The organism is Peribacillus sp. TH16 (genome assembly GCF_016651095.1).
Classification (GTDB): Bacteria; Bacillota; Bacilli; order Bacillales; family DSM-1321; genus Peribacillus; species Peribacillus butanolivorans.
Window position 1 is genome coordinate 2057044 of record NZ_JAEKEM010000002.1, and the last position, 14674, is coordinate 2071717.

Genomic DNA, 14674 nt, shown 5'->3' on the forward strand with positions numbered 1-14674 from the left:
TCACCACAACTTTTGGGTCTTATTCTTTTTTCTCACAATTTTTCCTAATCGAAGGTTTTAACTTGATACGACTGTACTTAAATCAGAATTTTCACAATGACTACTGAGTAAATAATCTTGAATAATTTTTAATACGATATCTTGATTTTGATTTAAGTAAAAATGATCTCCCTTTAAAATATGCAATTCGTTAATATGTTCAATGTATTGATTCCAGCTTTCAATACTTTCCTTCGTCACAGAATCCTCAGAACCTAATAACAAAACAGCCTTATTATTCAACTTTTTTTGACGTCTATTTTCACCATGATAGTTTGCTAATATATTTAAATCTGATTGGATAATCGGAAGGAATATATTCATGAAATCTTCTGTTTCTAAGAGCTCCTTGTTTGTTCCCCCGATTTTTTTAGTGATTGTTTTAAATTGTTTGAATTAGAACAATCGATTTGATCTACCTTATAATCTGGAGACGATTTGCTAGATATAAATAATTGTTCTACCTTATTTCCGTATCTCTCTTCTAATTTTGCCGCAATTTCATATGCTACTATCGCACCCATACTATGTCCAAAAAAGGAGATATTTTTTAGTGAATTTATTTGATATTTTGTTTGCATTTCTTCCATTAAGATATCCGTCAGAGCAGACATACGATCACACAATGGTTCACAGTATTTACTTCCATGTCCAGGGTATTCTAGCGGGATTACCTCAATCTCATTGTTATCAAATTTCCACTCTCTATAAAAAGATGCACTTCCCCCAGCATAAGGAAAACAAAAAAGTTTTTTATTCAGTCCTTTCATCCCCTTACTCCTCCACCTAAATAAGAATTAATTCAACATAAACTTCATAAAGTTTTCAACATATCTCGAATCAATTTCTGGCATTCTCATTGACAGCAGATCTAATTCCTTTTTGGTTTTGGATTGTAGAATTTCTGATTCTTTTAATTTTGTTGATTCGTCAATTAATTGGGACAAAGCACTTAATGAATGAATCTCATTAGATTGTGTCTTTTCTTTTAAAGATTGCAGCCATTCATCTAAGTCCATATTCGAGTAAGATATATCATTCTTTTCAAAGAAAGAGGTTACGAATTCACTTGAAACTTTCTGATCATTGAACATATGGTAGATTCCGAGTTTATTGTTCTCATCTAATCTTGATATTTTGTAAATAAACTCACTTACAAAATCGACTGGCATTAATTCAAAATGAATTTCTTCTTTAAATGGTAATATCTTTTGATCAATAAATGATTCAAAAACTTTGTACAACATATCCTTCTCGTTCCAGACCCCATTTGATGAATTAGATGAAATCCTACCTAATCGGAAAATATCGACTGTTAGTCCATAATCTCTTGCTTGGAGAAGTAGTTTCTCTGCAACCCATTTTGACTGGCTATACCCGATCATTAAATCGGATGAATAAACTAATTCGTCTTCTTCGTCCCATTTTCTTTCTCCAGTTAATACAGAAAGCGTTGATGCGTAATAAATATTTTTCCGAGTGTTGGAAGAAGCAAACTTAACAATCTCTACTACACCATCTACATTCGAAATTTTTGATTTACTATACGGTTCGAAGAAGTTCGTTTCTGCACCTACATGATACACCTGAGAAACATCATTGCTTAATTTCTCATATGTCATATCATCTAAACCAAATTGATGTTTACTAAAATCCCCTTCAATTACCACTATTCTGCTTTCGAACTCATCCTGCCAAAGACCATATTTTATTAATGTATCTTTTAATCTATTTTTCGAAGGAAATCTAACCAAACAATAGATTTTGACATGATCTATTTCCACTAACAATTTGTTTAATAGATGTGCTCCTAAAAACCCTGTTCCTCCTGTAATCAACATGTTTTTTTCAAATTGAACTGGTTGAGCACATATTTCTCTTATTTTCTCCTTCAAAGAGTGATCGAGCGTAGAATCGTTTTCCATCACGACTTCTATACTGCCAGATGAATCCATTTCAAGTGCATCAACAAATTTATTTACTGTATTATTTGCTAATAATATTTGTAAAGTGGCTTCTGGTAATACAGTTTCTTTCATTACATAGATCAGTTTGGTAGCTAAAATGGAATGCCCTCCATTTTCAAAGAAGTTATCGTCTAATCCTAAACTTTGATTTCCTAATACCTTTTTCCAAATCTCTAATACTTCTTTTTTCTTTCCATCTTCTTGAATAGCTACGGAAGTTTTATTTTGCATTATATCCATTTCTAACAATTTCTCTTTATCCACTTTACCGTTGGCATTAAGAGGAAAATTATCAACTCTAACAAAGAAGTGTGGAATCATATAATTCGGCAATTCATTACTCAAATAATCTTTTATATCATTCTCGACGTTTTCCGTGTTCTCACCCTTATGTGTGTAATAAGCGGTAACGTAATTCTCATTATTGATGTTTTTAACAGCTACTACTGAACTTTCAACCTTTGTATATTTATCAAGTTTTTCTTGAATTTCATTTAACTCAATTCTAAAACCGCGTATTTTTACTTGGCTATCTTTTCGTCCTTTATACAGAATCTCACCATTATTTAAACGGATGCCATGATCACCTGTTTTATACCACTTCGTCTGATTTAAATCATCTATAATCAAAGCTTGTTCTGTTAATTCTGGTTGATTTAAATAACCTCTCATAACTCCTTGACCGCCAATGTAGATCTCTCCTATTTCTCCATCGCCAACCTCAACTTGTTCTTCAGATAGAATTTTTATTTCAACATTACTCAACGGCTTTCCAATAGGAATAACATCTACATCTTTGTCTTCAACTTCATGACAAATAGCAAAGGTTGTGCATTCGGTTGGCCCATACCCATTAATTAAAGAAACATGACCGATCGTTTGTTTCAATCTATTTACATGAGAAATGGAGATTTTATCTCCACCAACCACGATTTTCTTTAATCCTTCAAAAATAAATGGATCCTCATCTACCATTGCATTGAAAAGACCAGTTGTAAAAAACGCTACATCTACCTTTCCAACTGATATTGCTTCTTTCCAATCATCAAAAGAAGTAAATTCATTTGACATCAAGAATAATGTAGCTCCATTTAGTAACGCTCCCCATATCTCAAAAGTTGCGGCATCAAAGCAGGGGTTAGAAAATTGAGCCACTCTATTATTTTCGTTTATTTCAAGCATTTTAGAGTTCAATACTAAATTAACTACACTACTTTGTTCTATCATTACGCCTTTTGGCTTTCCAGTTGTTCCAGAAGTATAAATTACATACGCTAGACCATTTTCTGATGAACGGTTGACAGAAGTGTGTCCTTCCTTACTTAGCTCATTAAGCTCAAATAGAATTGGTTGAATACCTAATTCACTAAACTTCCCTTGAGGGCCATTAGATAAGAAGAACTTCATATTCGTATCTGCAAGCATATATTCTAATCTTTTTAATGGATACTTTTCGTCTATTGGAACATAGCAACAACCTGACTTTAAAATTGCAAGCATCCCTATGACCAGTTCAATGGATCTTTGGCTTGGAATCCCTATCATTGTTTCCTGTTGAATTCCTAAATCAACGATTTTTTTGGCAAGATTATCTGAGAGAATATCTAATTCTTTATAGGTAATTTGCCGTTCATTTTCACAAAGTGCAACTTTTGATTGATTATCCTCTACTATTTTTCTAAAAGCTTCAGTTATTGACATCAATTTATTCGTCGCCATCAATTTACTTATCATAGTGCCCCAACTTTCAAGTTATTTATTAATTTACCAATAGATAACGTTTCATCTTCTGTTAGATTTAAGAATATCCTTTGCATCGAATCCATAAAACGTAAGATCTCATTTTCATCATACATACTGTCTTTATAAATAATTTTATAATGGAGCTTTGACTGCACTAAAGCGGCAGAAAACGTAAGATCGAAATTAGTCGATTCATTTCCAACAGAATTTTCAATCATTATTCGCGAATCCTCTGCTAGTTCTGTGCTCGGGTAATTTTCGAACACAAATATATGTTGAAATAAATCTTTATCCCATGGAATTTCAGCATATCGCTTAATATCCGTTAGTGAACTAAACTCATACTCTCTCATTTGTAATTGCTTATTTTGAATAGCGGTGAAATAAGATTGTAAATCATCTTCCCAATCGATTTTCAAAGAAAATGGAAGTGTGTTGATTAATAAACCTACAGCTGATTCGATATGTGGAATGCTAAGGTTCCTTCCTGAGCTTGTCACACCATAGCATACTGACTTGCTTTCGCTAAGGTAGGATAGGACGATGCCCCAAACTCCTTGAACCACTGTATTAATTGTTTTCCTGTGTCGCTTGGATATATCTATTAATTTTTCAGTAAGATCCTCAGATAAGCTATATTCAATAACCTTATCGGATGAAAAAGATTGTTTATTTTTTTTCGTACTTGCTAGTGCTTTTACTTGTCCGAAATCCTCCAACTCTTTATTCCAGAAAGCTGCTTCATCTTTTTTATTAACATTCTGAACATGATTCATGACTTGTTTATAAGCAAGCTTATGCTCTTCACCGTCTTTTGACATACTGGATGCATTTAGATAATTATCTATGAAATGATTAATAACAATTTGCAGACTCCAGCCATCTATTAGGGCATGATGATGTGTCCAAATGAATTTATAGCGATGACTCGATAGTTGAATTAATGTTATATTCATGAGTGGACCATTCTCTAACTCAATTTGTCTACCCCTGCATTGCACTAACAGATTATCTATTTTCTCTTCTAACTCGTCGCCATTAAACATCGTTAGATTCACATGATTAAACACATAATAAATGTCATTGAGTATAATTTGATAGCGGTCTCCCATTTGATTTCGCCTAAAAACTGACCTTAGAACGTCATATTTTCTACAGGTATCATTCCAAGCTTCTTCTAATTTATCCAGGTCAAGATTCCCTTTTAAATCAATAGATAGCTGTGAAATATATTCAGAACTTTGATTCACTTCACTATGGAATAACATCCCTTCTTGAAGTGATGTCACTGGGTAAATCTCTTCAATATTATTAAACTTATTAATAAAATGGGTGATCGTACTTCCATCAATTATTTTCTCGGATTCGAAATCCGTTTCAACAATGGAATCATTTAAATCTACACTTCCGCTTAAAACTTTGTTTATTTGCGATTCAACTTCTTTACATATTATTTGGAAATTCTCATTTTTTCTATCCCCAATAATATTCAGAATGAGTCTATTGTTTACGATGCTTGCGACGAAATTCAGTTTATATGGAAACTTGTAGTTTAAATCAATATTGCTACTATTGGTTTGTTCCATATCACCTGTGTTGTTAAACTGACCTAGATAGTTATAACTCACAAGGCTATCTGGATAGCTATAATTCTTATTAGAAATATACTTTAGGATACCAAAGTCAAACCCTTTGTTTGGCACACTTCTTAATGTGTTTTTTGTATTTCTCAACGTTGACCCCAAAGACGATTTTCCTTCAATCCTTACTGGATAGATAGAGGTGAACCATCCTACCGTCCTTGATAGATCAATACCATCCTCAATATCCTCTCTTCCATGGCCTTCTAAATCGAGCCAAAATTCATGGATTCCTATTCGATTGGAAAACACATGAGCGATAACAGATAATAAAACTTCATCAATCGACGTTTTATATTTTCTTAATATATTTTTAATGAGGTTTTGTGTTTTGGCCTCATCCACTTCTATTTTATACATGCCTTCAAAATCACACGTTTCTCCTAAACTTTTCGTCTGCGGAGAAACGGTCTTATTCATTTCCTTCTCCCAATATAGGACGGCTTCTTCTGATCGTTCAGTATTCTGATATTCGTTAAGTTTCTCGGACCATTGTTTATAAGAAGTCGTTTTTAAAGGCAGTGATAGTTCTTGTTCATTCTTTATCTGTTGACAACATCTTTCGAAATTTTCAAGAAGTATCCTCCACGAAACACCATCAACTACGAGGTGATGGATTACCCAAAAAATTCTTACTTCTCTTTGATCCTTAAAAAGAAGAAACTTCATCATAGGTCCATTGTGAATGTTTAAACTTTGTTGGGCACTTTCTTCTAGTTCTTTAATTTCCTTCAAACTATTTTCATCTTTAAAACTTGAAACATGATACTCATAAAAACCACATACTGTATCTACATTCCGAATATTGCCTATATATGAATCACCTTGTTTTTCAAATAATGTCCTTAAAACATCGTGATGATCAATTAATTTCATAATGATTTTTTTATATTGTTCAGTTGACATTGTATTATCCTTCATTAAAACGACAGACTGATTCCAATGATGAATATTCTCATGATTTTCATTAAAAAACCAAGATTGAATAGGCGTTAACGGGACATAACCTGATATTGTTTCTTGAACCACTTGGCTTTGCTCCTGCTCATTTACAATACTCGCTAACTCTCGTACCGTTTGATATTCAAATAAATCTTTAGGTGTTATAAATAAATGTTTCTCATTTGCAGCAGAACATATTTGAATACTGATGATTGAATCACCACCACATTCAAAAAAGTTATCATCTGGACCTATTAATGGATCGTTTAAAACATTTCTCCAAATTGTCAAAAGCTCTGTTTCAGTTTTAGACAATCCTTTCACATCTAGCATGTTTTCCTTACGTTCATCCATTTGTTCCGTCCATTTAGGAAGTGCTTTTTGATCTACTTTTCCATTCGGCGTCAAAGGAAACGTATCTAATTTCATAAAATGAGAGGGAATCATGAAAGTAGGCAGAGTCTCTCTTAATTTTCTTCTGATTATTTCTACCGAAACCTCATTATTCACCGTATAGTAAGCAATTAGCCTTTTATTCTCAAATCTATCTTGCATTACCGTTACAAAACTATCTTTTATTTCTTCTATTTTTCGTAATGAAACATTAACCTCTGATAGTTCAACACGATATCCTCTTATTTTCACTTGATCGTCTGCTCTACCTATATAAACTAATTCTCCAGCTTTATTAAACTTAACTAAATCCCCAGTTCTATATAATTTTTCTGTAGGGTTGAATGGATTGGGTACAAACTTTTCATTGGTCAGACTCTCATTGTTCAAATATCCTCGTGCTAACCCAAGTCCTCCCACGTAAAGTTCACCCACAGATCCTACCGGTACTATTTTTTTATGTTTATCTAATACAAGTACAACAGTGTTAGTCAGAGGCTTTCCAATTGAAACAACGAATTCATTTGTTACATCTTCATTCGGAGGAAATATTTTATAACTTGTACACACCGAATATTCTGTAGGCCCATAACCATTAAAAAACGATATATGTTTAAACTTTGAAACGAGTTCAACTGGACATTCAGAACCTGCAGACCCTAACACTTTAATACTACTCAATTCAGTGATTGGGAGTTCCTTCAACACAGCAGGTGGTAAAATAATATGCGAAATCTCTTCGTCCTTTATTTGTTCAACAAGTTTATTCATGTCAAATTGGTTTTCTTTATCTACACTTATATGTAGTTCAGCACCAAATAAAAGTGAACTAAAAATCTCAATAACGGATGCATCAAAATTAAACGTAGCGAATTGCAACACTTTAGCTGAAGTATCTAAACACATCATTTTATTTTGATTAAAAACTAAGTTAATAATTCCTCTATGTTCTATCATTACTCCCTTTGGTCTACCTGTTGTTCCGGAAGTATAAATGACATATGCTAGATCTTTATGATCAGCAATGTGAAGATTTTCTTCCATTAACGTATTCGATTCTTTCTCAATATCTTCAAAGTATATTGTTTTAGATTGATCGATTAATCCGTTCTCTTCAAGTTCTTTGTGAGTCAAACAATATGAAATGGACGAATCATGAACCATGTAGCTTAATCTATCGTTTGGATAATGAGGATCCAATGGAACATAAGCAGCTCCAGCTTTAATTACTGCCAACATCCCGACTACCATATCAATCGATCGTTTCACATATATTCCAATCTTCTCTTCTTTAGAAATTCCTTTGCTTAGTAAATAGTGTGAAAGTCGATTACTCTTTTGATTTAATTCCCTATATGTAATGGTTCTCGAACCATCAACAATGGCCATTTTATCAGGAAATTGTTCAACAATTTTATAGAAAGCTTCTGGAATGGAATCATTGATCCCCTCAAAACAAATAGTTTCCCCTTGCCAATCCTCTAATAATATCTTCTCTTGTTTCTTACTCACAACAGATACAAGATCAATTGATTGTTCAGGCTGATTTGTAATTGTTTTAATCCACTCTAAAAAATTTTCACCTAATAATCGAATGGTTTGTTCATTGAAAATCTCTGAATTATACTCAAAAGCGAATAATAGTTTATCTTCAAATTCTTCCACAGCTAAACTTAAATCAAATTTTGCTACCTTTGATTTTATAACTTCAGGCGTTATGTTTATGTATTCACTTTGAAATGCTGCTTTAGCATTGTTTTGTAAAATAAAGACCGTTTGAAATAATGAGGTGTTCGCCAAATTTCTTTCAGGATTAATAACTTCAACAATTTTTTCTAATGTCATTTGTTGATGATCATAGATGTCAACGATATGATCCGTATTTCTATGTAGAATCTCTTCAAATGTTTCCTCAGATTCTATCTTTAATCTAAAGGGTAGTGTATTGACAAAATAGCCTATTGATTTCTCTGTTCCAGAAATCATTCTATTCGCTAAAGAACTTCCAACAATTACATCATTTTGTCCTGTATATTTTGCTAGAAAAGACTGATACATAGTTAGTAGAGTCATATATAGTGTTGAATTTTTTTCAAGTGACATCCGCTTTAGGCTTTGGAGCTCTTCCCTTGTTAGCTCCACTATGAAACTACTGCCATTATTGCGATTTTCTTTTTTTCGAATCGTATCTAAAGGAAGCTCTAATTTAGGTAAATCGCCTGATAAATTTCTTTTCCAAAATAGCATTTCTTCTTTAAAATTACGTTCCAACCAGCTTTTTTGTTCTACGGCAAAATCCTTATATTGTATAAAATCGTTTCCAAGGATAAGTTCTTTTTTATTCACTTCACTGTCATAAAACGATAACCATTCATCTAAAAATATACTCACTGACCATCCATCAAAAACAAAATGATGAAGATTAACAAATAGTACAAACTCTTTTTCACTCAATTTAACAAGTTTTATCGTCAAGAGAGGACCTTTTTCTATTCCAAAAATTTCCGATTGTATGTCGTCTTCTATTTGCAAAACATGAGTTGTTTGCTGTTCTGCTTTTAACTCAGTGAGGTCTATTTCACCTATTTTAACGTACAAATCTTCTCTTATTTCTTGATAGCCTATACCATCTTTTTCACGAACGATAGTTCTTAAAATTTCATGTCTATTAATGACATGATTAACGGCTTTTTCTAGAAGTGTAATGTCCACTTTCCCAGTAATTTTATATTTCTGAGGTATATTATAATTAGTCGTTTTACCATTTAGTTTTTCGTTAAACCACAAAGCTTCTTGGTTACTAGATAGAACATAATTTTGTGGTTGCGTTTCTTTGTGTTCACTTGCAGTATCTGAAATTTTATTAATGATGAAGTCAGACAACGATTGGACCGTTGAATTTTGAAAAATATTTTTTAAAGTTAGAATTTGATTAAATTCTTTGTTTAATTTTGTTAATAACTTCATGGCTAATATCGAATGGCCGCCTATTTCAAAAAAATCGGCGTTTTTATCGATTTGACTTGTTGATAAAACTTCCAAAAAAGTCTTTTCTACAAATGATATAACTATTTCTTCAAATTGAGTTTCATCTTTAGTGGATATCATTATTTCTGGAAACATCTTATGACTTAGCAATTTCAAGGTAGGATTTTCAAACAAATCCTTTAATTTTATATTGGTATCAAGTTTTTTATTTATTTTTGACACCAATTTCATAGCTGTTATCGAATGCCCACCTAGCTGGAAGAAATCAGAATCCTCATTAATCTCTCTGTTCAAGAAAAACTCTTGCCAGATTTCTTTAAGATCTTCATTAACAGTTGAGGTAGAGACAGAACGGTTTCGTATAGCTTTAAAGTCATTACTGACATTATTTTTTGTTTTTGGAAAATCAACTTCCACAGAAATTTCATTGATGTTTTGAGCCTTTGTAATTTGATTAGCAATTTGCATAAAGGCTTCTTGAATATCATGTACAAGTGAAATTTCTAAAAAGCTTCGATTAAAATACAATTTACATTTTATTGTTTCTTTATTATCCTGGGCTTGTAATGATAAAGGAAAGCTGTGTGATTCTGTTCCACCTTGTACTTCCCAATTAATACTCGATCCTTCATCTTTAGCTTCTGGATAATTTTCATAAACAAATAAAGTCTCAAATAAAGGATCTTCCTTCTTTAATTTCGTATGATTTTTGATATCTACTAAAGAAATTTGGGAGAAATCTAACATGTTGTTTAATGTTTCTTGAAATTGTTTCAATAAATCAGCAATGCTATCTGTATCTTCTATTTTTGCTATCATAGGAATCGTATTAATGAGCAGTCCAACAATTTCTTCTGATTTGAATAAATTATTCGACCTACCAGAGCTCACAATCCCAAAAACTATTCGATTCTGATGAGACATTTCCTTTAGCACCATCGACCAAATTAATTGCAATAATACATTAATCGTTACATGGTTTTTAGCTGAAAAGTCTCTTAATAGTTTACTTTGTTCTTTATCTAACTCCCAAAAGAGACTATCTCCCTTCTGGTTTTCCTTCGCTTGTTTTATAACAGGAAATGTGATCGTTGGTTGTTCAATATCCTTTGCTAGCACTTTCCAAAAACGGTTTAACTCTTCCGTATTGGTTCTATTCATAAACCGAATAAAGTCGCCATATTGTTTTGGTTTTTCAATAAGCCCTTTTGTGTCTTTTCCTACTATTTGGCTGTAAATTTCAAAGAGTTCATTGAGGACAATACTTGTGCTCCAGCCATCTAAAATAATATGGTGATGAGTCCAAATCATTATAAATTGATTTTCTTCGATTTTTATCAACTGGAATTTCATCAAATTCGAGTTATTTACGTCCATATCACGGGATTCATTGGATATCCTCTGTATTTCCTTTAATTGTTCATGTTCATTTAGCGATGTCATGTCGAATATTTCTGGTTGATAATCGATTGAATTGAATACAACCTGAACATTGTTTTCTATATTTTTAGAGATGACCTTCATTCTTAATGCTTCATGACGATCTACAACCTGATTCCATGCCTGGAATAATGCGTTTACTTCTAGAGTGCCTGTTATTCTGATTTGCATTTGAGAAATGTACAGATTTTCTGTTTGTTTATTCATTTCAAGTTCATAGAGAATTCCTTCTTGAAGCGGAGTTAATGAGTAGATATTTTGTATTGATTTCTCCAATTTTGCGCCTCCCGATCCCATTATCATTGTGTTCCATCCATATCTACTTACTTCTTTCCTTCTAGGAAACTAGTAATCATCTCATTTATTAGAATTTAATATATGAAACAAGTCTTCCTCAGTAATCATGGCATCTGGAAAATCACTTTCTATTAACGAACTTTGTTTAGATTCAGTGCCCACGATTTCCATTACCACTTTATCAATAGCTTCTATTAATAGATCTATCTTATTCTTAGCTAATTTTGATATTATCTTTATGGTTAGTTTTCCGTCTTGAATCAAGGCCAGGAAATGTAGTTTCGGTTTATTTTCAAATTCACCAAAATCCTTGCTATTAGATGATTCAAATTGAGAGTCCAATTTTCCTAAATAATTAAAAGTAACATGGATATCTGGCTCCTGGATGACTCCGGGTCTTAAATACTTGATCACACCATAATCAAAACCTTTATTTGGAATTTCCCTTATTGCATTCTTTGTGTTTTTTAACGTATTATTAAATGTCGCATCTGAATGTAATAATATTGGATACATCGCAGTAAACCAGCCAACTGTTCGTGTAACATCTATTGTTTCGTCTACTATTTCCCTGCCATGGCCTTCCACTTCTATCCAAAAATTCTCTACTTCAAAAGATTTGTTCACACTCTTTGCGATTAATGACAACAAAACTTCTTCTACAGTTGCTTTAGATTGACTTGTTAATTCATGGATCAAAAACTCAGTTTCTTCTTCACTAAATGACTTCTCTATTGTTCTTTCTTCTTTTGCTATAAAGTCTTCTATTATCTTAAAATCAGCTATTTTATTTTTTATTTTTTGCTCCCAATAACGGATTGTTTTAGAATCCATTAACGTTTCATTGTATTTCTTTAAGAAGTTTGACCAATCTTTAAATGATGAAGTTTTAGTTGCCAGCTTTCCTGTTTGATTGTTTAATACTTGATCATGGAGATAATTAAAGTCTTCAAGTAAAATTCTCCAAGAAACAGCATCAACTAATAAATGATGGATTACCCAAAGGAAGCGATACTTGTTCGATTGTTCTTTCAAAACTAGCATTTTCATTATCGGCCCATTTCTTATGTCCAATGAACCTTGTATCGTCATTTCCCATTCATCTCTTGTTCTTATTCGTGTTTCCTCATCTAAATGATGAATATCCTTATAGACTAACTCCCATGTTTTATGATCAGAGTCTATATTCCCTAAATATTTATTGTTATGGTTTTCAAATAGGGTTAACAATCCATCATGATGTTCTACTATCTGAGATAGAATTTTTTCAATGTCCTCTAATTGAGCACAAATATTTTTACTAAACACAATAGACTGATTCCAATGACTGATAGCAGTCGTGTGTTCTGCAAAGAACCATTCTTGGATTGGGGTCAGTTCCACATTCCCTCTGGTATCAATAGGTTGAACCATGACTTTATTTTCAGTTCTCGCAATCGCAGCTAACTCAGCTACCGTTTGATTTTCAAAAATTGATTTCGGACTAATGATAATGCCTTCTTGTCTTGCTAGAGAGCATATTTGAATACTCTGAATAGAATCCCCACCAAGTTCAAAAAAGTTATCTCGGATACTTAAGACATCTATTCCTAAGACACTTTTGAAAATTTGAAGAAGAACTTTCTCATTATTCGTCTTAGGTACTTCTAAATCGGTACTACTTCTAGTGTCCGGAACCGGAAGAATAGCTGAATCAATTTTCCCATTTGCGTTTAACGGAAATTTGTCCACTTGTATAAAGAATGACGGGATCATGTAATTTGGTAATCTCTCTTTTAAAAATGCTTTTAACTGATTGGAATCGACTTGTTGTTTTGATGTGAAATAGGCAATTATTTGTTTATTTAAGTTTGGCTGATCTTGAATTTTAATGAATGAATCAATTACTTGCGGATACGTGCTGAGAGTGACCGAAATCTCATCAACTTCAACTCGAAATCCTCTTATTTTCACTTGATTATCCTTGCGCCCTAGAAAAATCAACTCGCCATTGCTCGTGAATTTTGCAAGGTCACCACTACGATATAAACGCTTTCCAACTTTAAAAGGGTGTTCAATAAACTTCTCTATTGTTAAATCATCATTATTAACATATCCAACTGCTAACCCTTCACCACCAATGTATATTTCACCAGTAGCACCTATTGGGACAAGCTTTTGCTCAGGACTTAATAAATAAATGTTAGTATTCAGTATTGGTTTACCTATCGATACTTTATTATTTTGAATCCTATTGTTTTCAAATGCCTTAAACATTTCGAATGTAGTCCATACAGAGTATTCTGTCGGGCCATACGCATTATAAAAGTTTATCTTTTGATATCGATTTAGCAAGTCTATTGGGCATTCTGACCCCGCTGAACCAACGAACGTCACATCAGAATCCTCTATATTTAGCTCTTGTAATACCGCCGGCGGTAATACAAGGTGCGTTAACTTTTCACTTATGATTTGATTTTCAAGTGCGAATAAATCAAACATTTCCTCTTTATTATTTCCGATATGCAACTCTGCACCATTTAATAAGCTTCCAAATATCTCGTATATAGAAGCATCAAAATTAAAGGTAGCAAATTGTAATACCTTTGATGTCTCATTAAGTTGTAAGTATTTGTTTTGACTTATTACTAAATTCACTACACCTCTATGAGATAACATGACCCCTTTCGGTTTTCCTGTAGTTCCAGAAGTATAAATAATGTAAGCTAAATCTGAAGGTGCAAGCAATTTAGAAAAGCTTTCTGTATCTATGTAATCTACGGATTCAAGATTTATCACATTTGCTATCTTTTTAATCTCAGGTTCTTCTTCTTGATTCGTAATACATATATCTATTTTCGAATCATTAATGATATATTCTAATCTTTCAGTTGGCAGCATAGGATCAAGCGGTACGTATGCACATCCAGCTTTAATGATCCCCAACATACTGATTACCATATCAATAGATCTGTATACATGCAGACCTACCTTATTTGAACCATTCTTCATATGGTTTCTAACCAAGTTTGCAATCACATTTGATCTTTCATCTAATTCTAGATAGGTTATACTTTCTCCATTATCAGTAACGGCTAATTTGTTCGAATGGTTCTCTACGATCCTTTCAAAAATGGAGATGATTGTCTCATTTTGATATGTATCCGAAACTTCACCTTGCCACTCAGATAATAATTGATTCATTTGACTGTCATCTAAATAATCTAAATGACAAATAGGAATATT

Annotated in this window: 5 protein-coding genes; all 5 read right to left on the reverse strand. The window is 32.6% G+C overall.

Going from position 1 to position 14674, the window contains the following annotated elements; genetic code table 11:
• Positions 1-57: 57 nt before the first annotated feature.
• The 5 genes from JFV29_RS30975 to JFV29_RS10020 are packed head-to-tail and all read right to left on the reverse strand — an operon-like array spanning position 58 to position 14632.
• The gene (locus tag JFV29_RS30975) at positions 58-363 is read right to left on the reverse strand and encodes a thioesterase domain-containing protein (RefSeq protein ID WP_201183505.1); all 306 of its coding nucleotides are present in this window, start codon (positions 361-363) and stop codon (positions 58-60) included.
• A gap of 14 nt (positions 364-377) precedes the next feature.
• Positions 378-809 (reverse strand): thioesterase II family protein, encoded by a 432-nt coding sequence (locus JFV29_RS30980; protein ID WP_201182919.1) that lies wholly within the window; start codon positions 807-809, stop codon positions 378-380.
• 27 nt (positions 810-836) lie between these two features.
• Positions 837-3707 (reverse strand): non-ribosomal peptide synthetase, encoded by a 2871-nt coding sequence (locus JFV29_RS10010; RefSeq protein WP_201182920.1) that lies wholly within the window; start codon positions 3705-3707, stop codon positions 837-839.
• 29 nt (positions 3708-3736) lie between these two features.
• Entirely contained in the window at positions 3737-11455 is a 7719-nt protein-coding gene (locus JFV29_RS10015) for an amino acid adenylation domain-containing protein (RefSeq protein ID WP_342366528.1), read from the reverse strand.
• A 54-nt stretch (positions 11456-11509) separates the two neighbouring features.
• Entirely contained in the window at positions 11510-14632 is a 3123-nt protein-coding gene (locus JFV29_RS10020; protein WP_446728241.1) for an amino acid adenylation domain-containing protein, read from the reverse strand.
• Positions 14633-14674: the final 42 nt, after the last annotated feature.

Bases quoted from the DNA above. Each gene is read 5' to 3' on its own strand.
- JFV29_RS30975 (WP_201183505.1), bottom strand. From the start codon at position 363: ATGAATATATTCCTTCCGATTATCCAATCAGATTTAAATATATTAGCA.
- JFV29_RS30980 (WP_201182919.1), bottom strand. From the start codon at position 809: ATGAAAGGACTGAATAAAAAACTTTTTTGTTTTCCTTATGCTGGGGGA.
- JFV29_RS10010 (WP_201182920.1), bottom strand. From the start codon at position 3,707: ATGTCAATAACTGAAGCTTTTAGAAAAATAGTAGAGGATAATCAATCA.
- JFV29_RS10015 (WP_342366528.1), bottom strand. From the start codon at position 11,455: ATGATAATGGGATCGGGAGGCGCAAAATTGGAGAAATCAATACAAAAT.
- JFV29_RS10020 (WP_446728241.1), bottom strand. From the start codon at position 14,632: ATGAATCAATTATTATCTGAGTGGCAAGGTGAAGTTTCGGATACATAT.